Source organism: Ferruginibacter sp., assembly GCF_049840995.1.
Lineage (GTDB): Bacteria > Bacteroidota > Bacteroidia > Chitinophagales > Chitinophagaceae > Ferruginibacter.
Window position 1 is genome coordinate 582,214 of the sequence record NZ_JASGIP010000008.1, and the last position, 26,429, is coordinate 608,642.

General features: G+C 42.9%; 20 protein-coding genes and 1 pseudogene. 11 read left to right on the top strand and 10 right to left on the bottom strand.

What is annotated here, in order from left to right; all coding sequences use genetic code 11:
- Nucleotides 1-5: 5 nt before the first annotated feature.
- From QM738_RS23475 to QM738_RS23500, 6 genes are all read right to left on the bottom strand, one after another.
- Nucleotides 6-2,843 carry a glycosyl hydrolase gene (locus tag QM738_RS23475; protein ID WP_462279205.1) on the bottom strand — a complete coding sequence of 946 codons (2,838 nt, stop codon included), beginning with the start codon at nucleotides 2,841-2,843 and terminating at the stop codon, nucleotides 6-8.
- Between the two features lie 80 nt (nucleotides 2,844-2,923).
- The gene (locus tag QM738_RS23480; protein ID WP_462279206.1) at nucleotides 2,924-4,171 is read right to left on the bottom strand and encodes an oligogalacturonate lyase family protein; all 1,248 of its coding nucleotides are present in this window, start codon (nucleotides 4,169-4,171) and stop codon (nucleotides 2,924-2,926) included.
- Nucleotides 4,172-4,330: 159 nt separating this feature from the next.
- Nucleotides 4,331-5,251: a sulfatase-like hydrolase/transferase gene (locus QM738_RS23485; protein ID WP_462279207.1), complete on the bottom strand. Its 921-nt coding sequence runs from the start codon at nucleotides 5,249-5,251 to the stop codon at nucleotides 4,331-4,333.
- The gene (locus QM738_RS23490; protein ID WP_462279208.1) at nucleotides 5,148-5,732 is read right to left on the bottom strand and encodes a sulfatase-like hydrolase/transferase; all 585 of its coding nucleotides are present in this window, start codon (nucleotides 5,730-5,732) and stop codon (nucleotides 5,148-5,150) included. The genes QM738_RS23485 and QM738_RS23490 overlap by 104 nt, the downstream gene beginning before the upstream one ends.
- A gap of 366 nt (nucleotides 5,733-6,098) precedes the next feature.
- Complete coding sequence (locus QM738_RS23495; protein WP_462279209.1) at nucleotides 6,099-9,077, bottom strand: glycoside hydrolase family 2 protein; 2,979 nt, start codon at nucleotides 9,075-9,077, stop codon at nucleotides 6,099-6,101.
- Between the two features lie 33 nt (nucleotides 9,078-9,110).
- Nucleotides 9,111-10,253, bottom strand: coding sequence for a glycoside hydrolase family 88/105 protein (locus QM738_RS23500; RefSeq protein ID WP_462279210.1), 1,143 nt, complete (start codon nucleotides 10,251-10,253; stop codon nucleotides 9,111-9,113).
- 193 nt (nucleotides 10,254-10,446) lie between these two features.
- Here QM738_RS23500 and QM738_RS23505 point away from each other — a divergent pair, with 193 nt between their 5' ends.
- The 3 genes from QM738_RS23505 to QM738_RS23515 all read left to right on the top strand — a co-directional run bounded on the left by QM738_RS23505 (nucleotide 10,447) and on the right by QM738_RS23515 (nucleotide 12,020).
- Nucleotides 10,447-10,917, top strand: a complete 471-nt coding sequence (locus QM738_RS23505; protein ID WP_462279211.1) for a hypothetical protein — start codon at nucleotides 10,447-10,449, stop codon at nucleotides 10,915-10,917.
- A 58-nt stretch (nucleotides 10,918-10,975) separates the two neighbouring features.
- Complete coding sequence (locus tag QM738_RS23510; protein WP_462279212.1) at nucleotides 10,976-11,578, top strand: hypothetical protein; 603 nt, start codon at nucleotides 10,976-10,978, stop codon at nucleotides 11,576-11,578.
- Between the two features lie 76 nt (nucleotides 11,579-11,654).
- Nucleotides 11,655-12,020, top strand: coding sequence for a hypothetical protein (locus tag QM738_RS23515; RefSeq protein WP_462279213.1), 366 nt, complete (start codon nucleotides 11,655-11,657; stop codon nucleotides 12,018-12,020).
- A gap of 334 nt (nucleotides 12,021-12,354) precedes the next feature.
- Here the strand turns inward: QM738_RS23515 and QM738_RS23520 are convergent, their stop codons facing one another.
- Both QM738_RS23520 and yiaK read right to left on the bottom strand, forming a co-directional pair.
- Complete coding sequence (locus QM738_RS23520) at nucleotides 12,355-14,787, bottom strand: hypothetical protein (RefSeq protein ID WP_462279214.1); 2,433 nt, start codon at nucleotides 14,785-14,787, stop codon at nucleotides 12,355-12,357.
- Between the two features lie 86 nt (nucleotides 14,788-14,873).
- Complete coding sequence (gene yiaK, locus QM738_RS23525; RefSeq protein WP_462279215.1) at nucleotides 14,874-15,890, bottom strand: 3-dehydro-L-gulonate 2-dehydrogenase; 1,017 nt, start codon at nucleotides 15,888-15,890, stop codon at nucleotides 14,874-14,876.
- 197 nt (nucleotides 15,891-16,087) lie between these two features.
- Here yiaK and QM738_RS23530 point away from each other — a divergent pair, with 197 nt between their 5' ends.
- The 5 genes from QM738_RS23530 (at nucleotide 16,088) to QM738_RS23550 (ending at nucleotide 20,701) form a co-directional block, all read left to right on the top strand.
- Nucleotides 16,088-16,483, top strand: coding sequence for a DoxX family protein (locus QM738_RS23530; RefSeq protein ID WP_462279216.1), 396 nt, complete (start codon nucleotides 16,088-16,090; stop codon nucleotides 16,481-16,483).
- Between the two features lie 154 nt (nucleotides 16,484-16,637).
- Nucleotides 16,638-18,587: a T9SS type A sorting domain-containing protein gene (locus tag QM738_RS23535; protein ID WP_462279217.1), complete on the top strand. Its 1,950-nt coding sequence runs from the start codon at nucleotides 16,638-16,640 to the stop codon at nucleotides 18,585-18,587.
- 60 nt (nucleotides 18,588-18,647) lie between these two features.
- Nucleotides 18,648-19,253 carry a hypothetical protein gene (locus tag QM738_RS23540; protein ID WP_462279218.1) on the top strand — a complete coding sequence of 202 codons (606 nt, stop codon included), beginning with the start codon at nucleotides 18,648-18,650 and terminating at the stop codon, nucleotides 19,251-19,253.
- A gap of 47 nt (nucleotides 19,254-19,300) precedes the next feature.
- On the top strand, nucleotides 19,301-19,924 hold the full coding sequence (locus tag QM738_RS23545) for an HAD-IA family hydrolase (protein ID WP_462279219.1): 624 nt from the start codon (nucleotides 19,301-19,303) through the stop codon (nucleotides 19,922-19,924).
- Nucleotides 19,925-20,020: 96 nt separating this feature from the next.
- Complete coding sequence (locus tag QM738_RS23550) at nucleotides 20,021-20,701, top strand: DUF2306 domain-containing protein (RefSeq protein WP_462279220.1); 681 nt, start codon at nucleotides 20,021-20,023, stop codon at nucleotides 20,699-20,701.
- A 182-nt stretch (nucleotides 20,702-20,883) separates the two neighbouring features.
- On the opposite strand, the gene QM738_RS23555 is transcribed toward QM738_RS23550, so the two are convergent.
- Nucleotides 20,884-21,087, bottom strand: a complete 204-nt coding sequence (locus QM738_RS23555) for a hypothetical protein (RefSeq protein ID WP_462279221.1) — start codon at nucleotides 21,085-21,087, stop codon at nucleotides 20,884-20,886.
- Between the two features lie 163 nt (nucleotides 21,088-21,250).
- Here QM738_RS23555 and QM738_RS23560 point away from each other — a divergent pair, with 163 nt between their 5' ends.
- The 3 genes and pseudogenes from QM738_RS23560 (at nucleotide 21,251) to QM738_RS23570 (ending at nucleotide 24,830) form a co-directional block, all read left to right on the top strand.
- A complete protein-coding gene (locus QM738_RS23560) occupies nucleotides 21,251-22,960 on the top strand; it encodes a polysaccharide lyase family protein (protein ID WP_462279222.1) in 1,710 nt (569 codons plus the stop codon).
- A gap of 185 nt (nucleotides 22,961-23,145) precedes the next feature.
- Nucleotides 23,146-23,641 (top strand): annotated as a pseudogene (locus QM738_RS23565) (DUF6250 domain-containing protein).
- A gap of 196 nt (nucleotides 23,642-23,837) precedes the next feature.
- Nucleotides 23,838-24,830: a hypothetical protein gene (locus QM738_RS23570; protein ID WP_462279223.1), complete on the top strand. Its 993-nt coding sequence runs from the start codon at nucleotides 23,838-23,840 to the stop codon at nucleotides 24,828-24,830.
- A gap of 59 nt (nucleotides 24,831-24,889) precedes the next feature.
- Here QM738_RS23570 and QM738_RS23575 read toward each other — a convergent pair whose 3' ends face one another.
- On the bottom strand, nucleotides 24,890-26,311 hold the full coding sequence (locus tag QM738_RS23575; RefSeq protein WP_462279224.1) for a glycoside hydrolase family 28 protein: 1,422 nt from the start codon (nucleotides 26,309-26,311) through the stop codon (nucleotides 24,890-24,892).
- Nucleotides 26,312-26,429 lie beyond the last annotated feature (118 nt).

The window sequence follows — 26,429 nt, forward strand, 5'->3', positions numbered from 1 at the left end:
TAGTTTTAATTTTCGATAGCAGTTAAGGTAACCGGTCCTGTTAGGCCGGATACTTTAGGTTCCCACCGGGATGCATCAAACAAATTATCCGCTCCCCTGTTAACGCCAAGCCTTGCAGGGAAGTTGGTATTATTGAATTTTTTCCAAACCACTTTTCTTTTATCCAGGTCAATGATCCGGTTAGCCATACTGTTGGCTATTTTTATTTCCAGCAGGTTATTTTGTTTTAATTCTTTTGCATCTATTGCAACAGTGTAAGAAGGGCCGATCAGTGTTGTTACTTTTTTGCCATTCACAAACACTTCTGCACTTTCATACACTTTACCTAAATCGAGCAAATACTGCTTTGCGTTGCCTGTAGGTTTGTTAAATTGAACACTGTACACTGCACTGCCGGAAAATATCTTATAACTGTTGTCGTCCAGTTCTGTCCATGGTTTTAAGCTGTTCATCTTAACAGCAGCGGGTAAAGCCGGACCACCTTCTGTAAAACGCAAGGCCCATTCACCGGTTATTTCATTGCTGCTACCGGTCGTTTTGATATAAGCATATTTATTGCCTTTAAGCGGCTTGCTGCTCAACTGTACAATATAACTTTCATCTATATTAGCAGGAAGATATACTTTAATATATCCGGCGGCATTCTTCCTATATTGTGCAATGCCCGCTTTCCCCGTCATAGGATTGTATAAGGCGGCAGCTGTAGCCTTGGTGGTATTCAATGCTATCCAGCCATTTGTTTTTTTACCGCTGCGGTTGGCAATAAAATAAAAATTAGTACCATCTGCATTTTTGCGGCGTGCAAACTGGAAGCCGTCTGCTGTCATTGGTTCTCTCCTGATCATGGCAGCCTGTAATAATTCTTCCAGGTTATCGCCGGTCAAAAATCTTCCGTTACCAATTTTGGCTTCCTGTATGCCGGGATTAGCAGCAGGCTTAAAGTTCAGTGTGGCAGTTAATGCTTTAAAAGCAGCAAGATTTTTTTCCAGGTTGCCATAACCGGGTACATCGGAAGGCATATTTTTATACGCAATAATGGTAGCGCCTTGTTTAGCTAGTTCCACCAGGTGCTGCAATGTTTGCAGCTGTATGAATTTAGCATCCGGCAACACAATGGTTTGATAACTGGTTCCACCGGTATTGATCTTATTACCGGCAGCCTGCAGGTTTTGTACCTGCCTGTCGGAAATATAATCAAATGCATACCCTTTATCCTGCATGGTTTGTGCAGCCGTTTCAAATGGCGTACCATTGAAATCAGGCTTCATACCATCAAAATGCAGCAACAGGTCCCTGCCCGGTTCGGAATATTTATCGTAGATAGGAAAATAGAGCAATACATCATTATCCGGTTTGCCCTGTTGTAAAAAAGATTGCGTGCGGGTAACATAGCTATTGAGTGCCGCAAAATTATTCCAGAAAGGATTTACCTGTGTAAATTCTACAGCAGCGTAGAACAACCTGCCGGGCCAGGGCTCCGATGGCGGCGAGTAGGCGGTACCGTGATACACAATATGATTCACCCCGCCGATAAAATACACATCCAGCGCTTTTTTTACATCGCTTAAAGACGACACAAAATGTTCGTTGAGCCAGGTGGCAGATTCAGATGCGGCCAGCTGTTTGCCCATTACATGCGAAGTGGAGGGCGCAAATTTGATGCGTAATATTTCTGTACCTTCTGTTTCGGGAATATCCACTACCCCATACAAGTCCAGTGTATTGGCAGGCGAACCATGCGATTGGTTACGGACGATCTTGCCCTTGCTTTGCGCCCATTTTTTCCATACGCCTGTAAAATCTTCCAGTATCAGTTCGTCTATGGTCATCCGGTAGTCGCACAAAATACGGTTCGTTCTGTCCGTATGCGTTTTGGCAAATAATGCCGGCAATTCATTCTTCAGATCATAGCCCCTTCTTTTTTTAAATTCTTCAAACAACAAAGGCGTATAATTGGATTGCCCTCTTGCATCATCCACTTCGTAAGAATCGTTGAAGAAACCCCGCAGGCTACTGATATCAAAATTCTTAAAAGCATCATCAAACTTTTTTAAATAGTGTTGTAAAGCACTGGCGGAAAAATGATCTATCACATTGCCTTCACCGCCGGGCGCAGCCCTTTCCACCTGCTTGCCATGCCAGCCCATGAACAATGCGTATAAATTCCATTTACCATTGGGGGCCGTCCAGTTCAGTTTGCCTTTGGCATCTACTTTACTGGTCAATTCAATTGCTTCGCCTGTTTCGGAATACGCCATTAATGTTTGTAAAGGCAATGGGCGCACAAACCTTACCTGGTCTATCGACAATGCCTGTAAATTTTTATTGGCAGATACAGGATATAATACATCTTCGATCTTCAGTTGTTTATAATTCTCTGTACGTATCAATGGTTCCTGTATCAATTGGATCGTATCACTCAATGTTTCACCACCATTCAATGTATAGGTCTTGATCTGCATATTCTTACAGGCATCTTCATCACCGATCCACGGACCACCGAAGGGCCAGCCGGTCGCATTCGCAAGATCGATACCCAGGTTCAGCCTTTTGCCTTCTTTTAAAGTATGGCCAAACACGTCCATCCATTGCGGCGATAAAAAGGGAATATACTGGTCATCTTCTTTCTGCACACCATAGATGGGTGTAATTTCCAGTCCGCCCAAACCAACCTGCTGGTATTGCTGCATTACAGTGGTAAGGTCATTCTTTTTTACTTCACTACCCAGCCACCACCATCTTGTCCAGGGCTTTGTCTGGCTGGTTACTGCCGGCCATTTTACCTGCGCATTTGCAGTAATAATAACTGTAGTTACAACAACAGAAAGCAATAATTTCCTCATATTTAATTACTTTAATTACACGAATTAAAAGAATTACACGAATTATACTAATTACACTAATAAACCAATTAACTAATTAACTAACTCTTCCTGATCTCTACCGCATACACACCTGACTCGCCTTCAAAATTGGCGCGGAAGATGATCCATTTTCCATCGGGACTGAAGTGCACATTCGGTTCCAGTTTGTATTGATGGTGTTTCATGTTCACCAGTTTCTCCACGTCAAACTTATTACCGTTGGGTGTAAATAAATTGATCCATTGCCCATCAGGCGCTTTGGCCACTGCACCGGGATCGCCGCCATCACCTGCAAACAAGGTTTCATCATTGTTGCTGTTATAATGTACACTCCAGTCGTTGCGGCCAAATTCATATTTCACTTCTTTGCCTGTTGCCACATCATAACCTCCTACAAAAAATGTAGTGCCTCTTGGTTGCTGCAGATCGAACCAGATGGTCTTGCCGCTTTTTCCAAACCATTCATGCCCCCATATTTCCATATCCATCGTACGGTGATGCACCTGCGTGATCTTTTTGGTACGCACATCAATGGTCCAGATACGGTTTACTTTATGCCAGGGGCCTTCATGACAAAAAGATAAAAGATTGGGATCGATGGTAGAGAACTGCAAATGGTTCAGCCATGCACTGTCCGTAAATATCTTATCCAGCTTACCTGTTTTTACATCAATGGTGAATAAAGTTTTAGGCAGATGCGCATCATAGATCAAATTAAAATAACTACTCTTATTCGGATTGTTCTTTAAAATTTCTTTTTCCGCATCAGTAGCTCTTGAACCTGCGAGCAGTGTACCATCTGCATTCACCGTCATGATAGCAGATTTAAAATCTTCGGGAAAAACAAAGACCAGTTTGCTTTTGTGTGTATTGAAATCGAGCGAAAACACGCTGTCTTTTACCTGGTAAAAAACAGTTTTTGTTTTTTCGCACACCACTTCACCATTCATCGGTGATGCGCAGGATGTAAGGCGGGTGGTTTTACGGGTGGCAAGGTCCACACTGTATAGCTGCCGGTCGTTGATATTGGTGGGCTTTGCTTCTTCCCGCTTCATATCCGTTACATCAGCAGCAGCCTGTTTACTGCTATTGTAAAACACCATGTTATTACCAATAAAAGGATTGTTGTGAAAATAAAAACTTAAACTGTTGCCGGGAAGGTCGCCGGACAAACGTACTATTTTGTGGTGGGTATCTTTGTCGATCCACTCGGTAGGCATTTTTTTACCACCGGTTTCCATCAGTTCCTGTGCCTGTAATGAAGTGCATGCTATTGCCGACAGCAATACTGTTAAAAAAGATCTCATCGTAAAATTGTTTTGGTTGTTATACAATCGTTGTTAAACCTGGCAATAGAATAGCAACACAATTTACCGGCCTTCCAGTTCTATCCATCCTGTAGTTACATGCCACATTAAAATGCGGTTAACAAATGTTAACCAGCCTGTTATTACAGCTATTCCCTGTTAATCATTCACTGGTTTTACGCCTTGTGTTTCTTCCGGCAGCAATGGCCATTCGGCATTGGGTGTATGGGCCTCTTTTATTTTCTTATCCAGTTTTTCAGCAATCCGGGGAAACTGTGCTATCACATTGTTCTTTTCAGAAGGATCATTTGCCAGGTCATATAATTCAACCACAGCAGAATCTTTTTTACCTACTTCCAGCTTTACCAGTTTCCAGTTCTTCCAGCGCACCGCCTGCCGGCCATTATTTTCATGAAACTCCCAATAAAGGTATTCGTGCTGTTTTTGTTTTTTCTGCTGCAATAAAGTAGGTACAATGGAAATACCGTCTACATTTTTCGAAGGTTTGATCCCCGCCACTTCCTGGAAGGTGGGATACATATCCCATAATGCCAGCCATTGATCGGTTGTTGCAGGCAGTATCTTTCCTTTCCAGTAAGCAATGAACGGTACCCTTATGCCGCCCTCGTACAGGTCGCGTTTTATACCGCGGTAAATGCCATGGTTCTGAAAAAAATCAGGGTCGCCCCCATTCTCTTTATGCGGACCATTATCGCTGCAGAAAATGATCAGGGTATTTTCTGCAAGGCCTTTATCATTGATCATTTTGATCACATCTCCTACATATCTATCCAGTCTGTTTACCATTGCCGCAAATGCTGCATGCGGGTAAGGTTCATAAGCCAGTTTATCTTTTTTAGTATCAGGCAATGGTTTTTCGTCAAACTTTTTAATGTAATAATTGTACACACTATCATGCGGCAGTATCACATCGCCATGTGGCAGTGTATAAGGCAAATAAAGAAAGAAAGGCTTATTATTGTTTTGCTGGCTGATGAAATGCATGGCCATTGCATGTATGGTATCCGCAGAATAAATGGCGTTGGCAGTTATGTTCTGCGGAAAATCGAATCCGGTCATGATTGTGCCAGAGATGATCAGGATAATAATCATGCGCCAGCGTTTGACAGTTATATCCAAAGAATTCTGCAAAACCTTTTTTCGCAGGATCACCGGAGGTGGTGATGAAACCAAGGCTCCACTTACCGAAAGCGCCGGTATTATAGCCCTGCTGCTGCAAAACATTTGCAATGGTCATTACGTTTGCATCCAATGGCGTTTGTCCTTCAGGCAAAAAAGTTTTATTACCACGGATGGCTGTATGGCCGGTGTGCAAACCTGTCATCAGTGTAGTGCGTGCAGGTGCACATACCGTAGAGCCGGAATAGAATTGCGTGAATTTCATCCCCTCTTTCGCCATTTGATCCAGGTAGGGCGTTTCTGTTTTTTGCTGTCCATAGCAACCCAGGTCGGCATAGCCAAGATCATCTGCCAGTATAAAAATAATATTCGGATGGCTGTCTTTTTGCTGCGCTGATGCCGTTATTGTTAGCAATAACAAAAACGCTGTAATATTTTTTTTCAGATCAAACATAATAATATAGTAGTTGGATGATAAGCTTATAATTCTTTTTGTTAGCTGCTTTAAACTTGTTGCTTTCACCTCCACAGCCGGTGGGGCTGCGTACCTGCACCGGCGCTGCTTTTGGCTCTTTCGAAAAATTACCGCCGATAGCGGATTTTTCGAATGCCGCCTTCGGCGTCACCGAACCAAAAGAGGCGCCTTATGCAGGTACTGGTGATAACTTGAAGATAGGCTGCATCCAAATCGCAGTATCTTTACAAACCCAAATATTTTCACAACTCACAACTCACAACTCACAACTCACAACTCACAACTCACAACTCACAACTCACAACTCACAACTCACTTCCCATACACTTCCATCTCAATAATACTCAAAGTCCCCTTCGCATTTACATCGTTCCTCGCCACGCCATCATCCAGTTTTTTTCCGTTCACTTCCACACCTGCGTTGGCATCTTTTGTTTGAGCAGTGCCTGTAAGTTGGATCTTCAGTTTTTTCCCGGTTTGCGGTTTGCACTTAATAGTATAATAACCCAACGAGGTTTCAGTGCTGCCATTGAACAATTCCTTGCCATCGAGTGTGATCAGCAAAGGATAGCTTCTCGAACGGAAATTATTCAGCTTGATCGTGATCTCGTTCACGGTGGCATTTTTTTCCAGTTCATATTCTATCCAGGCCGTATTCAGTTTGCCATCATTCACCCATTCGCTCAGCTCATTATCATCGTAGCTGGCAAAAGCGCTGTCGGCATGGGCGCCTGCCGTGGCATTTACAATATTCACCGCTGTGCGGATCACCTGGTAAGAAGCTGTGGAAGGCGTTGGCCCACGTTTCAGGTTTACCGGCAAGCCTGCCGAAGGCAGTATGGTTGACAAACCATTCTTTTCTTCAAATCGTTTACTCGTAAGCGTTAGTGTTGCCAGCTTCAGCCCATCGGTTGTTGCGGTGATGGTGATATCTCCCGGAGTGGTGGTGGTTCTTACCAGGAAACGGTTAACGCCCCCTTCTACAGGAAAAGCTTTGGCAAGTACATAATTGCCCGGTCCCATTGCCATGCCGCCACGCCATTCAGCAGGACCGTTCAATGTATAATTGATCATATTGAGGGCTGTGGGGCAACGGCTGCCTTTGGCGTCTATTACTTCCACTTCCACCAATGCAAGATCATGCCCATCTGCAACAAGGTCGGTAGGGCGCTCAATAGCTTTCAACCGCAATGCCACCGGCTCGCCTACAGTATTTACCTGGTCGGAAGAAACTGCAACGCCTTTTTCATCATAACCTTTTGCACTGATATTGCCTGCCTTCCATTCAATGTTTTTAAACGTAAATAAAAAGCCATCGCTCCTGGTGCCAAAGCCCTGCGATACACCATTTACTTTCAGTTCCACTTTATCCGCAGTGGCTACCACGAAAATATCTTTTTTCACCCCTTCTTTATAATTCCAATGACCAATGATGTGTATGTGTTGTTTTTCAGGATTCACCCATCCATCCCACATCACCTGGTTGGCATAAAAATTTTCTTTTTTGATACGCAGTGCATCCACTTCCCCACTGCGGCGGTAATTTTCTTCGCCGCGATGATGTGTATTCGTCTCACTCCAAACAATATTCACACCGCCGGCGCTTACCCGCTTTCCTGTGCCGGGGCGTTCATTCCAGAACTCGAACCAGCGTTTTACATTCTCCACCGCATGGCTTTCCATATTACGGTTGTAAGGCCTTGCATCAGGACTTTTGACCTTTGCATTTACAGATGCCGACCATACACTATCCGGCCCTACCCCATCTTTATGATAAGGAGGCGTAAAATCATCCCAATATTTTCTTGATCCCTCATCACGGGAATATTCCATGGCCCACATGGGTATATGAGCGCTTTTGTTGGTGTACAACATTTCGCCGCCATATTCAGCTACTTTACTGTCCAGCATTTCCCTGCTGCCAATAGCACGGCCACCGGCAGGATCGTACATATTGCGGATCTCTTTCATTTCCTGCATGTGCGGTTCGCTGATGCTTTCGTTACCGCATTCATAAAAAATGATACTGGGATTATTACGGTTGTATATGATCGCATCCCGCATTACATTTTTTCTTTGTTGCCATCTTACGCCTTCCACATCTTTTTCTGCATCACCGGCCTGCATGCTCTGCATCAATCCTACCCGGTCGCAGCTTTCTATATCCTGTTTCCACGGCGTTACATGCATCCATCTTACCAGGTTACCATTACTTTCCACCATCAATCCGTTGCTGTAATCGCTCAGCCATGCAGGCACTGATAAACCGATCGCAGGCCATTCATTACTCGTACGCTGTGCATAGCCATGCACCATGATAACACGATCATTTAAATAGATCATCCCGTCTTTAAAAGCTGTTTTCCTGAAACCTGTTTTGGTGGTCACCACATCAACAGGTTTATTGTTGATCAGCAAAGTGGTTTGGACATCATATAAATAACCATAGCCCCAGCTCCAGAAATTTAAACCGGTTAAAGCGCTGCTGGCTTTTACAATTTTTGTTTCGCCCGGCAATAATGTTATTTTATCGCCGGTAAATGTTTTGATCGTTTTGCCCAATTCGTCCATCGCGATGGCTACCTGGTAAGTTATTTGCTGCGGTTGCCCGCTTTCGTTCTTTATTTCACTTTCCGCATGCAGGGTGGCAGCTTTGTTCTTTACATCATAGTTATCTGCATAAATATAAACCCCGGTTGTTTTAAGATTGGAATACAGGGGCAATGTTTGATATACGGTTGGCACTACATGCAGGTAAACATTTTTTACTATACCGCCAAAGTTGGCATTGAAATTCTTGTCTTCCCACTGGAACTTACTGTTGGTGGCTTTTTCCCTGTAATCCCAACTGTTATCCGTTCTTACAGCGATCACATTTTCATCCTCTCCAAAATGTACGGCGCTGGTAATATCAAAACCAAATGCCATTACGCCATTTTCGTGCAGCCCGATATATTTTCCATTCACATAAAATTCGCCGCCCTGGCGTACACCTTCAAATTCTAAAAACACTTTTTGTCCTTTTGCAGTCGCAGGAATTTTAAAATGTTTGCGGTACCATGCAATACCGGTGGTATGATCGGCAATATCTTTTTTAAAAGCATCATCTTCGTTCCAGGCATAAGGCAATGTTACTTTTTTCCAGGCCTCATCATTGTAGGCAGGCGCTACTGCAGCACTGTCATCTTTTACCAGCACTTTCCAGTTGCTGTTGAAATTGTATTTGGTGCGTTGTGCAAAACCATATTGCAATGCGATCACAAAAACTGTAAACAAACAAAAACGTTTCATTAAAAGATCATTATAGTTTTAAAATAACCAACTTTATTTTCTTAATTTATACACTTCGCTTCCTGCGAGTAAAAAACAACCCAGGCCGAAATCCTCAAAATCCGGCTCCCGGTCGTAAGTAACAGGCTGCGATTCTTTGGGTTCCTTTCCTGTACCCTGTACATAACCTAAAAAGCCATTGCTGTGTACCGATTCTTTACTTAATGCATCCCATGCTTTAATAACAGCAGGCAGGTATGTTTTTTTATCCAGTACTTTATTATTGATACCCCACGCCAACCCATACACGAAAAGTGAAGTACCGGTCAGTTCTTTGCCGCCGAAATTCGTACTATCGTGCAGGCTCACGTTCCAGTAGCCATCCTTGCGTTGCACTTTCAGCAGGGCGGCCATCATGCTTTTATAATCCTGCAGGTATTCTTCGCGGTGTGGTTCTGTTGCAGGTATGGTGCTCAGCACACGTACCAATGCCGCCACCACCCAGCCATTGCCACGGCTCCAGTAACAATCTTCGCCATTGGGTTCTTTGTAAGGCGGATCAAAATCCTTATCCCTCCACCACAATCCTTCTGCTGCATTGTACAAACCATGATCGCCGTGCTTATACTTGGTATACGCATACATTTCGTACATGCGGTGAAAATAATTGGTATCCTTATACAGCACACCCAGTTTTGCATACACCGGCATCGCCATCTGTATGGCATCCACCCAGTTCCAGTCATCTATCTTATCAGTCTGCATCATTTTATCAATGGATGCTTTAATACTGTCGATGTATTCCTGTTTTTTATCAATATTATACAGGTCAATATAAGTTTGACCACAGGCCTGGTTATCACCATTGCGGGTACGGCTGCCGTCACGCAGGTTCCATTGGTGTTTTGCGCCCCAGTCCACGGCATAATCATAATACGCTTTCTGTGGATCTACACTGTACAAAGCCATCAGGCCTTCATAATACACAGCCCTTGTCCAGATATGGCTCGGCCAGGTACGGTTGCGGCTGGGCACAAATATGGGTTTGCCGGCATCGGGCCATTTGTCCATAAAATATTTATTGGCCAATGTAATGGTTTGCAATACCTGTTTTTTTTCGGGAAGTTTTTGTGCGGTGCTGCACTGTACCAGCAGGATGGCGGTACCTATAAAAAAAGCATTCTTTATCTGGTTCATATATGCAAGTTAATAGCGAATTATGATGCAGTTTAGGATGATTTGCGGGGATGATTGTCATGTGGTATCCTGTATTAAAACGGCATTAAAAATGACTGATTGAATCACTTAGCCCCCCTCCAGCCTTCCATTTAACATTTTATTTGATGCCCATTTTATTTCTTTATGATGCTTCCAAAACAACTTTAGCCAGATGCCCATAAAATTTGTACTCGCAGCAGCCCTTATTATCATTACCAGTGCCGGTTGTAGAAAACCAGCAAAGCTGAACGATCATGACACTATCGCCGGAAAATGGCATGTAAAAAAGATAACCGGCATGAATGGTTTCGGCAATAATACGCCACTCGAATTCGGCACGGGTGATTACATTTTTAATGCAGACGGTACATTTGAATACAATGGAGGCACAAGGGAACTGTATAAAGGCAGCTGGCTGCTGTATGAAAAACCTGATGAAACTTATACGGATGATAATGGTAATACGGTATGGTATGATGGCGGCTACACTGTGCTGGAACTGGAAGCTGCAAAAACAAGCGGGACAACAAAAAAGACCGCCTATTTTGTTCAATTCACGCTTACTGACGTGGATAATTTCACAGTGCTGTTATGCCCCAATGGTGTTGCCACGCACCAGTATAGTTTTACAAGACTGAAATAATAATATATCTTATCTTGGCTGTACATTTCATTTACGAAAGAATAAAACCGACCACCTTATGTTGTACAGGCTGATCAAAACTTGTTGCTGCTTTGTTTTATCCATCTTACTGATCACTAAATTGGCAGCGCAACAATCCACCACTTTTCCCATTGGCATCAGCGTTGATCCGGGCATTGAAAAGATCTGCAAAAAGCAAAAAAACTTAAATGCGTTCACCATAAAAGAATACATCGACGATGTGCCCGAAAAATCCGGCCTCTTAAGCAGTGTCCCCTGGCCTTTAAGTTCCATGGTAACTATCAATAAAAAAGATACGCTCTGCACATTCATTAATGTGATCGCTCCGATCGGGTTCCAGCTTTCGTTCAGGAACGACAGTTGTTTTGTGGAAACATTTGTATCCAGCAGAAGCTGTAAATGTTTTAAAAGCAAACTTTCCGACAGTGCATTGAGTTACGGCGCAGGCACCAGCCCCGATACTTTGATATTGGTGTTAAGTAAAAGACAGGACCTGCATAAAGGCGATATCATTTATGGTTATATAAAAACAATGGGTGGCGAAATATACCATTTCCCTACCGAGACTCCGGTTAATTATGACCGCCAAAGATTTGAATACGAGGGGTATTTTAAATTTGAGTTTAGCCCTCTGCAATAATACTGAAGAGATTAATGTTGATTGCTTATCTTCGTTCTGGATCAAGCCCTAAAAAAATTACTTTTAAAACTGTACCATGAATTTAAAAAAGCCCCTGTTGCTATTTATCTTAAGCATTGCCTTAAGTGCTGGCCACGCTGAAAAGATTGCTGATGGCTATATTATCACCCTTAAGAATGACACTATAAAAGGACAAATCCGGCTGGAGAGGATCAGGGATGCCTACTATATACCTTTCAATTGGGGTATGTTTATCCTTTCTATGAACTTTACCGCTAAAGGTGGGACTGAGAAAGAATATTCTCCTGCAGAAATAAAGGGATTTAATTTCGACTACAAAGATGTACATTATGAATTCAGGTCTTTAAATATCGATAGCGACGAGCTGCAATTCTTTAAAAAAGAATCCGCCTACTGCAGTTTTTGCACAAGTAGAAGTTGAAGGGAATCCTTTAAGTTATTATATCTGCCGTTTTAACCAGGATGTATTTCTTCATCACAAAGGTGTTGCGAGCGGAGGCAATTACTACACGAATTATTTTGTAAAAACCAAATCCGGCCTTGTACGGCTTAAACGTACTTTTAAGAAAGATGAGTTATTCAGTATGCTGAAAAATGATTTGCAACTGGAAGATGATTTTATAGAAACTATTCCTAAAAAATACAATCTGAGCAACATGGCTGAAGTTATAATCAGTTATAACGAGTGGAAGAAAAACAAACATTGATCATTTAAACTTTCCTAACCATTATTTTCTATATACTTAAATCGCACGCTACTGCACCGCATATTTTTTCTCTGCAACAATGGTAGCGCCTTTACTGCTCACCCCCTGCACATCAATACGTACCGTGGTTTTAGGATCGGCATTATAAAAACTCACACTGGCCTTGCCATTTTCATCGGTGGTGATTAATGGCGCCCAATGGATGGTGGTGCGTTCGTCAGCCGCATCTTTATCTACTGCATAATTGGGTGCATAAAATACCTTTGCCTGGTAATAGCCATTTACTTCGGTCATTATTTTGGTAGGATCCATATTACCGGCACCGGGTTTCAATACCAGTGTAATGATAAAGATATCTGTAGGAGAAGCACCTAGGTCGCGGACATGGCCATCAAAAGTTTCTGTACGTTCAAATCTTGGCTGGCCCACCATATGCCTTACTGTTACACTCTGCACCTGTTGCATGGGCAGGGAATAATAATCAATGCGGTCAAATACATCTTCTCTTTTATCCACTACAAATCTTGGCCGTACTTTTTTACCATTGGCCATAAAATAAATGCCATCATTCTCCATATCATAATAAGCGCCGGGCACTTTCTTGCCTAAAAAATTCCGCAGGTCATCATAACCATAATCGGCGGCGGTGATGGTAAAATTATCTACCGGGTAACCAAAACTCATGTAAGCGCCATCTCTTAAAAATTCTGTTTTCTTTTGCGTGGTCACCGTTACACCTGGTAATACCGTGAACCATTTATTATTTTTTTCTACTGTGTATCGTTTGGCGGCATCCTGTGCAAAATGCAGGTAAGCAGCCGTATCATACGGAACAGCAGCATTTGTAACGGTCATTGGATGTGCGAAAAGTGAATCCATCAGCAGCTCGCCCATTTTTTCGCCTTTATCATTGGCAGCATTCAATTTAAGCGTCTGCACACCATACAATGGAATGCCATCTAAAAAATAATTGCCCTGTGCATCGCTGCGGGTGGTATACCATTTATCTCCTTTTGCGCCGGGTGCCTGCAGGCTGATATTCATATCCTGCAAAGGCTTTTGCGAAAATTTCTGTTTTATTCTTCCCGAGATACTGATACCCTGCTCAGGCATATAATGAATAGCGATAGCAGTATCCGCCATTTTTCTCCATAAAAAATCACGCCAGCCCTGTGCCATCAATAAAAGGTCCAGTTGCTGCAAGCGTTGTGGATTATTTACATCAAAATAAGCGGCGGCATTTTCTATCCGGCCTTTTACTTCCGTTTGCAGCAACAGGTTGGTGCTGATATTTTCGGATCCTGCTTTTTCAATATTATCGTCTATGGCTGCCAGTGAGATATTAGCTTTTACAGGACGTTGCGCCGCATCGGTCACCATGATATTCACGGTAACTTTTTCTTTGGATGCATAGGTATTCTTCAGTGTAGTCACTTTTATATTCAGTGGTTCCGCGGCTGACACATAGATCAGTCTTTCGCAATTGGGGTGCAGGTCTTCATCATACACCGTAACGCTGCAGATACCTTCCGGAATATCCTTCAGCGGGATATTCAGTTCTGCATGATCGTCCTTCAGTTGTATCTTTTCCTTATACAATATCCTGCCGCCATGTTTTGCAGCCACAGTGATATTACCCGATGGATGTAACTGTGCGGTGGCCGCATTGGTAAATATGTTCACCACGGCAGTACCGTTATTATTGTCCACTTTCATGGCGTACCCATTTTTCAAAGCTGCATCCAGTTCGGTAAGCGAACTGGTATTGTTGGGGTATTTTATCCAGGCTTTGTACTGCATGCCCGCTGCGGGAGTAAATTCAAATTTGCCCATGCCGGCATGCGTGGTTTTAAAACGCACAACAGTATCGCCGGAAGCCGACAACACAGCGCCGGATGCCTCTGCTCCTTTACCATTCGCATCTTCTGCCTTAAATGCTATCACAGATCTTATGCCTTCCAGCATCGATCCCCCTTCTGGAAAAAAATGTATGGTATAAGCAGGTGACAATGCCGTTGCAACTGCTGCTTCTTTTGCATGCTTTTCATTCTTTTTATTTTCTGTGGTGACCGCTTTTACTTCCAGCTGCTTTTCAAAAACAAAATGATTGCCGAAATTCCGCATCCAGTTGGTATAGGCCCTGATGCGGTAACTGCCACCGGCTATTGAATCATCCAGTTTAAAATCGCCGATACCAACTCCGCTGTCAATGCGGATCACCTGTCGTGATATGATCTTATTGAAAGGATCGATCAATTCTGTATATAAAGTATTGCTGGTGCTTACGGGATAATTGCTTTGCCCATTCACCAGGTAAGCTTCAAACCAGATATTATCGCCACCTGCATAAAAATTGCGGTCTGTATGCAGGTATACTTTTTCAAAAAATAATTTGATCCCTGTACCGTCCTGCTGCTGTGCAAGCATTGCGTTCTTCCCGAAAAAAATAAAAAGAAAGATGATTAACAACCGTTTGTTCATCGAACACATAGCAATGATTTTATTAGCATGAATTTATTGGTTTGCCTATTTATAACTGTCATGTGGTAACATGCAACAGTACACCATTACAGTTGCAATATCCGTTGCCATACATTTTCCATTACGGGTATACCTTCTGCAAGGTTTTTCTTTCGTGCTGCCAGCACCCTTTCGCCTGGCCAGGTAATGGTATCATTTTCCGTTGCCGGTATGGAATTTTTATAATCTTTTATTATATGTTCCACCGTTTGAGTAATGGCGGATGCATTCCCCAGCTTTGCAATATCAATAGCAATAAATACCTGCGATAAAGCCTGTTCCGCCTGTTGCTCCTTTATATCACAAACTGCCAGTCCGCCGGATAAGATAGCCGCCAGCAGATCGAGCAGCAGCGACAGCCCCGCTCCTTTCCAGTATCCTATCGGCAACGATCTTTTGGAACGCAAAATTGCTGCCGGATCATTGGTAAGTGCTCCCGTTTCATCAAATCCGCCATTTACGGGTAGCCGTTCCTGTTGTGCCACATATTTTTCCATAGCGCCATAGGAATACTGCGACATCGCCATATCCAGCACGATCGCTTCGTTATTATAAGGCATTGCGATCACCAGCGGATTATTGCCCAGTTTGGCATCCACAGCGCCCCAGGCGGGCATCAGTGCCGTGGTATTGGTCCAGCCAATGAATACATAACCGGCTTTTGCTGCTTTCCATCCATAAGTGCCGCCCCGCATCCAGTGATTGGTATTGGAGAGTGCCACACAGCCTATACCAAATTGCTGCGCCAAAGCCATAGCATTATCCGTTGCCTGCAGTGCATTCAGTATACCCGGACCAAGGTTGCCATTCCATTGCTGGATGCCGCCAAATTCGTGCCGCAGCGTAGCAACCGCATCTTTATCAACATAGCCTCTTTGTATATACTCTATAAAGCGGGGAAAACGGTTCACTCCATGCGTGTACACGCCATCGATACTATTTTCTGTAAATATCTTTGCGCAGGTGGCAGCTTTTTCTTTAGTAAATCCCTGCTGCAGCAAAGCAGTTTCAAAAACCTGCTGCATTTCTTCCGCAGGTACCCGTATTGTTTTTATAGTTGTCATATCAATGACTTTTTAATGCAAAATAAACTTCTCAACGCAATCCTTTGTAAGAATTACTGTATACCGGCCGTTTTAACCAGTGCTTAACCTGTCGCATTTTTTAAAAATACCGGCGCATTTTATGAAATACCGGGCGTATTGACATCCTGCAGTTAATTGTATAACTTTATTTAACCGCTTCACCAATAACCACTGCAATGAACAACAATCTTATACTCCGCCTGGCTGTAGCTATCATTCTTTTTACGCACAGCCTTCCCGGCATGTTTGATAACAGCATCAACGATTTTGGCACCCTGTACCTGGATGAAAAAGGGTTCAGGCCTTTTGGTATTTACCTTGCCTGGGCAATAAAATTGTCGCATGTGTTTTGCGCCCTGCTTTTCCTGCTGAATAAATATGTAAAATGGGCTGGCATTGCCACCATTTTTGTATTGGTGGCGGGCATCATTATGGTACACTACCCCGAAGGCTGGTACGTGGTAGGCGGCGGCCGCAATGGTATGGAATATAATTTCCTGCTGATCTGCGTGGTGCTGGCCATTATGTTCCCGGGACATTTAAATAAACAGGTTTCCACAGGTAATAGTTAATCGTAAACCTACGAGGTATAATCACCGGAAAATTGAGTATTTTCCTGGCAAGTTTTTGGCCTAACTTTAGTTTTAATTTAATAGCAGTGATTGTATGCTGCTGCTATTTTCAATATCCATTTTGGCAGAGTTTCTATAACAAATGCTGAAGCCGATGAAAACAATTTTATACCTCTTTATATCACTGCTTTTTTACAACCTAGTTCCTGCGCAGATAACAACACCTGCCATAAAAGCAAATTTTGGCGTAGACGGCAACCTGAAAGCAAATTATTTTACTAATGTAATTTCCAATGGCACTGATGACTGGTTCAAACAAACCAAATTTGGATCAGGAGATTTTATGATCGATACCAGCGGGGCTGCAGCTATTGTTGCCGGTTATAATACTAATCCTGCATCAAGAATGCTCTCTTTCTCCCGTATTATGGGTCCTGCATTTTACAGCGTGCTGCAAAATAACCTGGTGATCGACGCCGTTTTTCACCGCGATTTTCATGGTGACGATTCAACCGTATTTGCTTCTGGAAGCAATAAAAATGGCATGAGCCCTGCCAACTGGAGTTGCCCGGTTTCGCAAGGCATACCCGATAAGAATGAAATACTCGATGCATTTACTCATATCAGAAGGGCCGGCCCTTCTGTGACTGATTCGCTGTGGATGTTTGGTGGCTTATCGATTGAAAATACCAATGGCAACCGCTATTTTGATTTTGAGTTGTATCAAACTGATTTTTATTACGACCGTTCTACGAATACCTTTAAAGGCTATAGTGCTGAAGCAGGCCATACAGCCTGGCAATTTGATGCCAGCGGTAATGTGATCAAGGCGGGCGATATTATATTCAGCGAAGAGTTCAGCAGCTCATCACTTACATTGGTGGAAGCAAGGATATGGGTCAACAAAAATGCGCTCCTGACCACTCCACAGAATTTCAACTGGGGTGGGCAGTTTGATGGCGATGGCAATGGCGCTACTTATGGTTATGCGAGCATTGTACCTAAAACTGCCGGAGATTTTTATACCGGCCTGCAATCAACTGAAACTACCTGGGCTGGTCCTTTCTCATTAGTAAGAACAGATAACAGCGTGGTGACTGATTATATTCCAGGTCAGTTCCTGGAATTTTCTGTGAACCTTACTAAATTAGGAATTGACCCCGGCAGCTATAGCAATAATCCCTGCGGCACACCATTCAGAAGAGTACTTATAAAAACAAGATCCTCCACTTCATTCACTTCGGAATTAAAAGATTTTGTTGCGCCTTTCAGGATGTTTGATTTTCCGCCCGTGAACGCATTTTCGTACCTGCTTTATTTCTGCAAGGTTTTTCCATTAACACCCGTTACTGTACTTAATCCTAATCCCAATTCGATCTATACATGGACCACCAATAATGGAAATATTGTAGGCAGTAATGTTGGTATTACCATCTATGTAGACAGGCCCGGCACCTATTATGTAACGCAGCAGTTGAATGCGCAATGCGCTTATTATTCCAAAGATTCGGTAAAACTTATTTTCGACAGTATATGCAGGGTATTACCGGTAGACATTATTGATTTTTCCGCCACTAAAACAAATGACAACAAGGCTTCCTTAACATGGCAGGCATCTGCAAACGAAGAAGCTGCACAATACTTTATTGAATATAGTTTGAATGGTAATATTTTTTTACCACTGGATACAGTGCCGGCATCCAAAAAAAGCGGCATTGCAGGCTATGCGGCTTCCTTCCCGCTTGAAAAATGGAATGCTGCCATTATTTATTTCAGGATAAAAGTAACGGGTAAAGACGGCAGGATGAAGTACAGTAACATTGCAGCATTACGAAACAGGGATGCAGCCGCCCCCCCGGGTATTTTTCCTAACCCAACACATGGTGATACATGGCTTTCTTACACTACAGCTGTTAATCAATCTGCAGATATAACTATCCGGGATGCTTTTGGAAAACTGGTAAAAAGCACCCGTATCAATATTCCTCCCGGCTCGAACCCGCTGCGGTTAGCGGATCTGTCTGCTTATGCAGATGGTGTATACTTCATCAGCGTGAAAACGCCTAACACAAGTTTTACACAAAAAATCCTGAAACTGAAATAGATTTTTGCAAAGGCCGCAGAAAAATTTCGGGGTTTTTAATTATGCTCTATCTTTAGACGCATGAAAAAACTTATCCTGCTTATTACTGTTTGCTGCAGCTGCATAGCTGTGAATGCACAAACATCCCCTAAAACAGAATTGTACGATCTTATTAAAAAATTGTTATCCGACAGCACCGGCTACGAAAATGTAGGCGACTGGGCCGTGGGTACGCCTAAAAAATTCCCCATTAAATGGAAGGCCGATAAACTGGAAATGAGTGATGATACCAGCATCAACTTTTTCAGGATGGGCGCTGTTGATATAACCCTCAAAGGCAAAAGTTATATGCAGGGTGCAGAACCTATTAAATGGAACATCATGCTGAAAGGTCCCCGCATGGGTTACACTTCCTTTAGTATTGTAAGCCAGCCCCTGAGCAATGAAATGCAGCCAAAATATACACTGGACAGCGTTTTTGGCAAAAAACCTTTTACTGCCAAACTGCTTAAAAGCTGCGATAATAAAACTATTGCCGGTTATTATTATTACGAATTGAAACTTCCTAAAAAAGATATTGCGTATTTGAAATTAAGCTGGGTATCCGTAAATGGCAGCACTGCAATAAGACTGGATTGCTATGACAGCTACAGTAAATATGCTGCCAAACTGGACTGCCCGAAATAATTTATTATAACAAACAATATGCAGGACTTTATTGTTAGTGTAACAATATGAAAAAGAAAATACCTGTAAATACCATCTTCACCGATATCGGCGGTGTGCTACTCACCAACGGCTGGGACCGTGGCAGCAGGCGCCGGGCCATTGATCTTTTTAAACTGGATGAAGAAGAGACGGAGGAACGGCACCACCTTACTTTTGATACGTATGAAGTAGGCAAGATAACCCTGGATGAATACCTGGACCGGGTGGTATTTTATAAAAAGCGTTCTTTTTCCCGCAAGGCGTTCAAGGATTTTATGTACAGCCAGTCCAAACCATTTCCGGAAATGCTGCAACTGGTACAGCAATTAAAACAACAATACGGTGTAAAAATAGCTGTAGTGAGCAACGAAGGCCGTGAACTGGCGGAATACCGTATCCGCAAATTCGGCATGAATAATTTCGTGGATTTTTTTATTGTATCCAGTTTTGTACACTTCCGCAAACCAGATGCAGATATTTTTAAGATCGCATTGGATACCGCACAAGTAGCACCGCAACAGGTACTGTACCTGGAAGATCGTTCCATGTTTGTACAGGTGGCCGAAACGCTGGGCATAAAAGGCCTGCGCCATATCGATCATAAAACCACGGTAGAAAAACTGGCAAAGTTTGGTTTTACAATCAAGTGATACCTGAAAAGTTAAGGTTTGCGTAAAATCTTTTGTACACATTGCCGGGTATTTTTATTGTGTGCCGGATTGCTTTATTTTGAGTAACTCTTTTTCTTGAAAGCAGCCTTACAAAATACCGGCAAAAACATCCTTGTATATTTTGCATTGTGTGCAGCAACTTTTGGTATGTTGCTCGCCATTTCACAATATGCTTCCTTTAAAACAGATATTGGTTTTTTGAGGTTCAAGCAGGATTATATTGACATTGATATATGGAGGATCGCTTTTTACACGCATGTATTTTCCAGCCTGCTTACTTTATGCGCCGGGTTCACCCAATTTTCCAGCTATGTTTTAAAGCATCATAAAAAACTGCACCGCATTGCGGGCAGGATTTATGCGTACGATATCCTGCTCATCAATGTACCCGCCGGAATGATCATGGCCATTTATGCCAATGGCGGCATCCCATCTAAAATTGCTTTTATTATATTGGATTGTTTATGGTTTTGGTTTACCTACAAAGGTGTTGCTGCAATAAGAGCAAAAGATATCAAAACGCATAAGCAATATATGATCCGCAGTTATGCGCTTACATTTTCTGCCATTACACTGCGTACCTGGAAGATCATTCTCTCCCACTCTTTTACGATTGATCCTGCAACATTGTATATGATCGATGCCTGGATGGGTTTTGTACCCAACCTGTTATTTGCAGAATGGCTGATCCGTAGAAAAAATTTTTCAACCTATCGTATCAGCAACCCAATCGCAGGTTGGAAAGCAGGAAAATAAAACTGAGAAAAAACAGTAAGGCAAAGATCACGAGTGCAGTGAAAAATTGCAGTATATCTGCGGCCCGCTCATGCTGTTTGCGCATAGGCATGCATAGCTTTTTGGCAATTACGCCCGATAACCAGCCATAGAGCAATAGTATCGAAATAAGTATTAAGTAAATAAGGAGCATAGCGTTTTGCTTAACGTTCCAGCCTTATATTTTCCACTATAAAATAAAAAGCAAGGAGCATGAGTACCGCAAATATGCCTAGTGCAAGCAGCACACATATCAGCTTTGCATACTTATTGGTTTCTTTAATGCTTTTATAAACAGAGTTGGAAATAAAGTAGGCTAACCATACCATTATGGGTATACCAATAAAAAGAAAGGGTAAAAAGATCATAAAGCGACCGGTTAAATTAAGGTACCTGAAGATACGTCAATAACACATGCAGCTTTGTTAAAGATTCTCCAAAAACTTCGCTAAAACCCTGCACTGTCCTGCAATTATTCAGGACAGTTAGATATATCTTTACCGTAAATTTAAACACTCATATTGCTGTTAGATGAAATACAAGATCGTTGCTGCTGTTTGGTTCTTTTTGCTTCACCATTGCATGATGGCGCAAAAAGTGCAGTTGCTGGATAAGGGCGAAACCGTACAGCTTTCCAACGGTATTATCAGTTTAGGTTTCAATAAAACCAATGCGGATATCACGGAGATCATCAACCACAAAAAAATAAGCCTGCTGGGTAAAAAAGGCAGGGCTTACCTGCTGGCGCCGGATTTTAATATGTCGCCTTCCCGTTTTACCATTGTACGATTAACAGATTCATTGATAGAGTTGTCTTTTTTTCACGATGCTTCCAATCATTTTCAATACGATCTGCATTATATCCTGCGCAGCGGCGATGCAGGGGTGTATTGCTTTTTAGAAGAAACGCACCGTGCCGGCGACTCCACTGGTGATTACGGGCAAACCAGGTGGGGCATCAGGGCTGATGAAAATTTATTTGATTATCATTTGGTGCGGGACAGTATTCAGGGCCCCATGCCCAAGATGGCCGAGCTGAAAGACCCCATACAGGACTGGACCTATCGCCTACCTGACAGTACCTACTACACGAAATATGATTATGCCGATTATATTGAAGACCGCTATGTGCATGGTATGGCGGGGCAAAAAAGCGGGCTCGGTATTTTTGTCATCAACCCCAGTCATGAATACCTGAACGGCGGCCCCACCAAGCAATACCAGGATGTGCACAGCGATCCTTTTTTGATCAACATGTTCAACTGCGGACATTTTTTAAGTGATGTACGCAAGGGAGATAATAAAATTGATGGCGACTGGAGAAAACTGAATGGTCCTTTCTTTTTATTCATTACCGAAGGAAAAGATATTGCCGCGATCTGGAAAACTGCCAAGCAACGTGCAGTAACAGAGAAAGCGCAATGGCCTTACAAATGGATGCAGCACGCTGATTATCCTTTGCTGCGGGGCCAGGCCAGCGGGCAGCTGATGATCAACGGGCAGCCAGCTGCGCCGGGTACACATATTGTACTGGCCGATAAAGGTTACGACTGGCAGGCGCAAAGCCGCGGCTATATCTATTATACCAAAACAAATTCCGAAGGTAAATTCGTGGTCAACAATATCAGGCCGGGCAAATACAGTTTGTATGCTTATGGCAGTAACCAGACCGAAGAATTTGTAAAGAACAATGTGAGCATTTCAGCAGACATAGTAACGGTAATGGGTAAACTAAAATGGGAACCTAAAAACAATGGTGAAAAATTATGGCAGATCGGTATTGCAGACCGAAAGACCACGGGCTTTAAACTGGCCGACAGCAAACGCAATTATGCAGTATTTCTTCAACCGCCTGCAGAGCTGAATTATACTATCGGCACCAGTAAGGAAAATAATGATTGGTACTACGCACAAACCAAAGAAGGCAACTGGAATATCCTGTTCACCAATAATAAAACCTATACCGACAGCGCCACGCTTACCATTGCTGTGGCCGGTTGTGCAAGAAACCCACAGCTGGATGTAGTGGTGAACGGAACGGTGATCAGCAGTTTAAGAATGGGCAATGATGCCAGCGTTTACCGCTCGGCCATTGCAGGTGGTTATTACCAGTTAAAAGAATTAAAATTTCCTGCTGCGCTTTTGCAAACAGGCGAAAATAAGATCACGCTCAATTTAAGATCGGTCAAGCTGGGCGCCGGTATTATGTACGATGCCATCAAGCTGGAAGCGAAACAATAAAATATTTATACCATGAAAGCGTTATTGCTTTTTTCTTTTTATTGCTGGCATGCGGCAGTTCTGCGCAAAAAGAGGTGCTGTTGTTCAGCGATGATTTTTCCGCAGGATTAAATACGGACAACTGGCTGGTGGAAAAACAAAAAGCAGACAGCGAAATTGTGACCACGCAAAATGGTCGTCTTGTAATGGATACTTACGGCGGCGCCACCATCTGGTATAAAAAAGAACTATCGGGAAATATCCGCATTGTTTACAAAAGAAAAGTGATCATGGAAGGCGGCAAGAATGACCGCTTATCGGATCTTAATCAATTCTGGATGGCAACGGATCCTTCCAAAAAAATGTTCACCCGTAAAGGCGGCTTTGCAGAATATGATTCACTGGATATGTATTATGTGGGCATGGGTGGCAATTATAATAAAACGACCCGCTTTCGTAAATACAAGGCAGGTGATAAAAGAGATCATTGCCGAATACAGCGACAGCCTGCACCTGCTGCAACCGAATAAAGAATATACTATTGAGATCACGATGAAAAATGGCCAGGTTACTTTCAGTGTGAACGGTGAAACCTATTTTTCCTGGAAGGACGAGCAGCCTTTCAGTCATGGCTATTTTGCCATCCGCTCTACCCGCAGCCGCCAGCAGGTGGATGATGTAAAGATCTACCAGCTGGATTAATAGCTTGTTAATTTATACAAATTTCTGCGACGCATATATTTTCTCCTGCATTTATAAGCAACTGCTTCTAAGGCAAACTTCATTTTATGCCTATTAAAAAAGCATTAAAAGTGCCGTAAAATTACTGTTGTAGTAGTAGAACTACGGTTCAAAATGCAGTATTTTCCTAGCTTTGTACCGCAAATACCTCATCACAATGAAAAAACATTTACTCACTGCAGCAATTGCTGTTTTCCTTTTTACATTTTTAGCCAGCCCTGTCCATTCGCAGGTACATATCACCTCTTCTAATGGTTATATGGTGCATGTTACCGTGCAGCCCGTTGCTATTGTACCCAGTACTACCTCTTGTACTTATGGTTACAATTACAATTTAAAGGTGAACTACACGGTTACTTTTACTGGTTCAAATATTCCATCGAGCCTGTACACTTTGCAGGGCAATATCGGTTGCGGATCATCCACGCATTTTTACAGCCTGCCTGTTGCCGGTGGTTCAGGTCAGTTGACTACTGGTTCTAATGTATGGAACCCTAATCCTGATTGTAACACCGCTACCGTATCTTCTTTAGGTTGTAATGGTGCCACTTTAAGCATTGAAGGTCCCGGTATTGCGGCGCAGACCATTTCGTTCACTTTTCCATCAGGAGGTCCGCTGGCTATTAAATTATCCAGCTTTACTGCCGAAGCGGTAAAGGATAAAGTAAAACTGGACTGGACAACAGAATCGGAGATCGACAATGATTATTTTTCTATTGAAAGATCAACGGATGCTGCAAACTGGACGGTTGTAAAAACTGTCAAGGGTGCAGTGAATTCTTCTTCTATTATCAACTACGAAAGTTTTGATGAAAATCCTGTTACCGGCACCAGCTATTACCGTCTTAAACAAACTGACCTGAATGGTAAATTCACTTACAGCGATACAAGAGTAGTGAAGTATACCAGCGGCAATAATATCTATGCTTTCCCAGTGCCTAACACCGGCAACACGGTGAATTTTAAAGGCATTTTGCAGCCAAAAGACATGCAGTTGTTATTACGTGATGCAACTGGCGCTACTATTTACAATACTACACTTACTGCAAGTGCTGTTACACTGCCTGTTATTAAACCGGGTGTGTACACGCTTTCTTTAAACAATAAAATAACCGGGGAAGTTACCAATCTCAGGTATGTAAAATTATAATTCAGGTTAATGGTGCATAGCAATAGCCGCCTTAAGGGCGGCTTTTTTATGCGGTGCTTTTATTTAAGTTGATAAGGAGGTTGTGTTGCAGGAATGGTTTCAGGAACTTTTGGCGCTTCGATAGTAGTTGCACCATCCAGCCCCTTGCCGCTTACATTATTAATGCTGATCAACGGACCGGTAAATCCTGTAACGTTTATATTTTTCAATTTTGCTTTTTTAATGTTGGCCAATGCAATCCCTTTGGCACAGGTGCCGCTGATATTGGTGAATGTAAATCCATCCAGTGGCTTATCGGGATGTATCGCAGTACCATCCACCAGTACCGGCACATCTTTTACCCTGATATTATTGAATCTGAAATTTTTGATGGTGGGGATGCCTTCCAGTCCCGGCACGGGCACCTGGTCCTGCAGGCCGCTGCCCAGAATATTGAAACGTAAAAAACCTGCCTGCACATTGGATACTTCCAGGTCGTCGCAGATAATATCTTCAATAAAGGCGCCGCGGCCGGGGCGGCTTTTGATATACACCGCATGCGTTTTAGCACCAATAAATTTACAATGCTGAATTTTTACATTGCGTATGCCTCCTGATGTTTCGCTGCCAATACCGATGCAGGCAAAAATGGAATCTGCAAAAGTGCAATTGGTTATCGTTACATCTTCGGTTGTCCGTAACAGTGAGTATCCTTCCATACCCCTGCCCGACTTAAGGGAAATACAGTCATCGCCGGTGGCTATATCGCAATTATCGATGGTAACGTGTTTGCAGGAATCGATATCGATACCATCACCATTGCCGCCCGTGCTGCGTATGGTAAGGTTTTTAATAACAATATTTTCGCAATAGGTGGGATGCAGGCTCCACATTAAATAATAGTCCGTTGAAAAATTCTCGAAGCGTAAATTATTGCAGCCAATAGGTTCTATCAATGCCGGATGGCGCAACGGATATTTATCATTCGGCCTGCCGCCCAGTGCATGATTGCCTGCAATATGCCCCGGGCCAACTATGCCGGTATTACTGGCCTCTGCTGCATAGATCAATGCCGTATGCCCCTTTACCCACTTGCCTTCCCAACGCACCTGCATTACAGGATAATCTGCAAAATCGGGTGTGCCAGTAAGTATGGCATCTTTTTCCAGGCGCAGCAATACATTGGAGCGTAATGCAATGGCACCGGTAAAATAATTACCGGCGGGCACCAGCACTTCGCCGCCTCCCAATACATAACAACGATCTATTGCCTGCTGTATAGATAAAGTATCTTTTGTTTGCCCATCGCCTATGGCGCCAAAATCACGAATGTTAAGTACCAGCTGTGTGTCCTTCGTTTCTTTGTTATTATTTTCCTTTGAAACTTTTTGGGCAGTAGTAGCAAAAGCCGTGTTATCAATTGCCATTACTGCAGGCATCAGCGCCAATGCCTTACCTGTTGTTCTTAAAAAATCCCTGCGGGAATTGTTGGAGTGTTTCATTGCAACCGTTATTTATAAAACAGTTTCCTAAAGTAAGCAGATAAAAAATTGCTTTTAAAAAAATCTACGGAATCGATGCCGGAGTATCTCATATCGTAATACATAACTTCAGCGCCAG

Coding starts and splice junctions, on each gene's coding strand:
- QM738_RS23570 (WP_462279223.1), top strand. CDS start 23,838: ATGAAAAAACATTTACTCACTGCAGCAATTGCTGTTTTCCTTTTTACA.
- QM738_RS23495 (WP_462279209.1), bottom strand. CDS start 9,077: ATGAAACGTTTTTGTTTGTTTACAGTTTTTGTGATCGCATTGCAATAT.
- QM738_RS23560 (WP_462279222.1), top strand. CDS start 21,251: ATGAAATACAAGATCGTTGCTGCTGTTTGGTTCTTTTTGCTTCACCAT.
- QM738_RS23515 (WP_462279213.1), top strand. CDS start 11,655: ATGAATTTAAAAAAGCCCCTGTTGCTATTTATCTTAAGCATTGCCTTA.
- QM738_RS23530 (WP_462279216.1), top strand. CDS start 16,088: ATGAACAACAATCTTATACTCCGCCTGGCTGTAGCTATCATTCTTTTT.
- QM738_RS23540 (WP_462279218.1), top strand. CDS start 18,648: ATGAAAAAACTTATCCTGCTTATTACTGTTTGCTGCAGCTGCATAGCT.
- QM738_RS23555 (WP_462279221.1), bottom strand. CDS start 21,087: ATGATCTTTTTACCCTTTCTTTTTATTGGTATACCCATAATGGTATGG.
- QM738_RS23480 (WP_462279206.1), bottom strand. CDS start 4,171: ATGAGATCTTTTTTAACAGTATTGCTGTCGGCAATAGCATGCACTTCA.
- QM738_RS23475 (WP_462279205.1), bottom strand. CDS start 2,843: ATGAGGAAATTATTGCTTTCTGTTGTTGTAACTACAGTTATTATTACT.
- QM738_RS23510 (WP_462279212.1), top strand. CDS start 10,976: ATGTTGTACAGGCTGATCAAAACTTGTTGCTGCTTTGTTTTATCCATC.
- yiaK (WP_462279215.1), bottom strand. CDS start 15,890: ATGACAACTATAAAAACAATACGGGTACCTGCGGAAGAAATGCAGCAG.
- QM738_RS23575 (WP_462279224.1), bottom strand. CDS start 26,311: ATGAAACACTCCAACAATTCCCGCAGGGATTTTTTAAGAACAACAGGT.
- QM738_RS23505 (WP_462279211.1), top strand. CDS start 10,447: ATGCCCATAAAATTTGTACTCGCAGCAGCCCTTATTATCATTACCAGT.
- QM738_RS23545 (WP_462279219.1), top strand. CDS start 19,301: ATGAAAAAGAAAATACCTGTAAATACCATCTTCACCGATATCGGCGGT.
- QM738_RS23520 (WP_462279214.1), bottom strand. CDS start 14,787: ATGAACAAACGGTTGTTAATCATCTTTCTTTTTATTTTTTTCGGGAAG.
- QM738_RS23500 (WP_462279210.1), bottom strand. CDS start 10,253: ATGAACCAGATAAAGAATGCTTTTTTTATAGGTACCGCCATCCTGCTG.
- QM738_RS23485 (WP_462279207.1), bottom strand. CDS start 5,251: ATGACCGGATTCGATTTTCCGCAGAACATAACTGCCAACGCCATTTAT.
- QM738_RS23535 (WP_462279217.1), top strand. CDS start 16,638: ATGAAAACAATTTTATACCTCTTTATATCACTGCTTTTTTACAACCTA.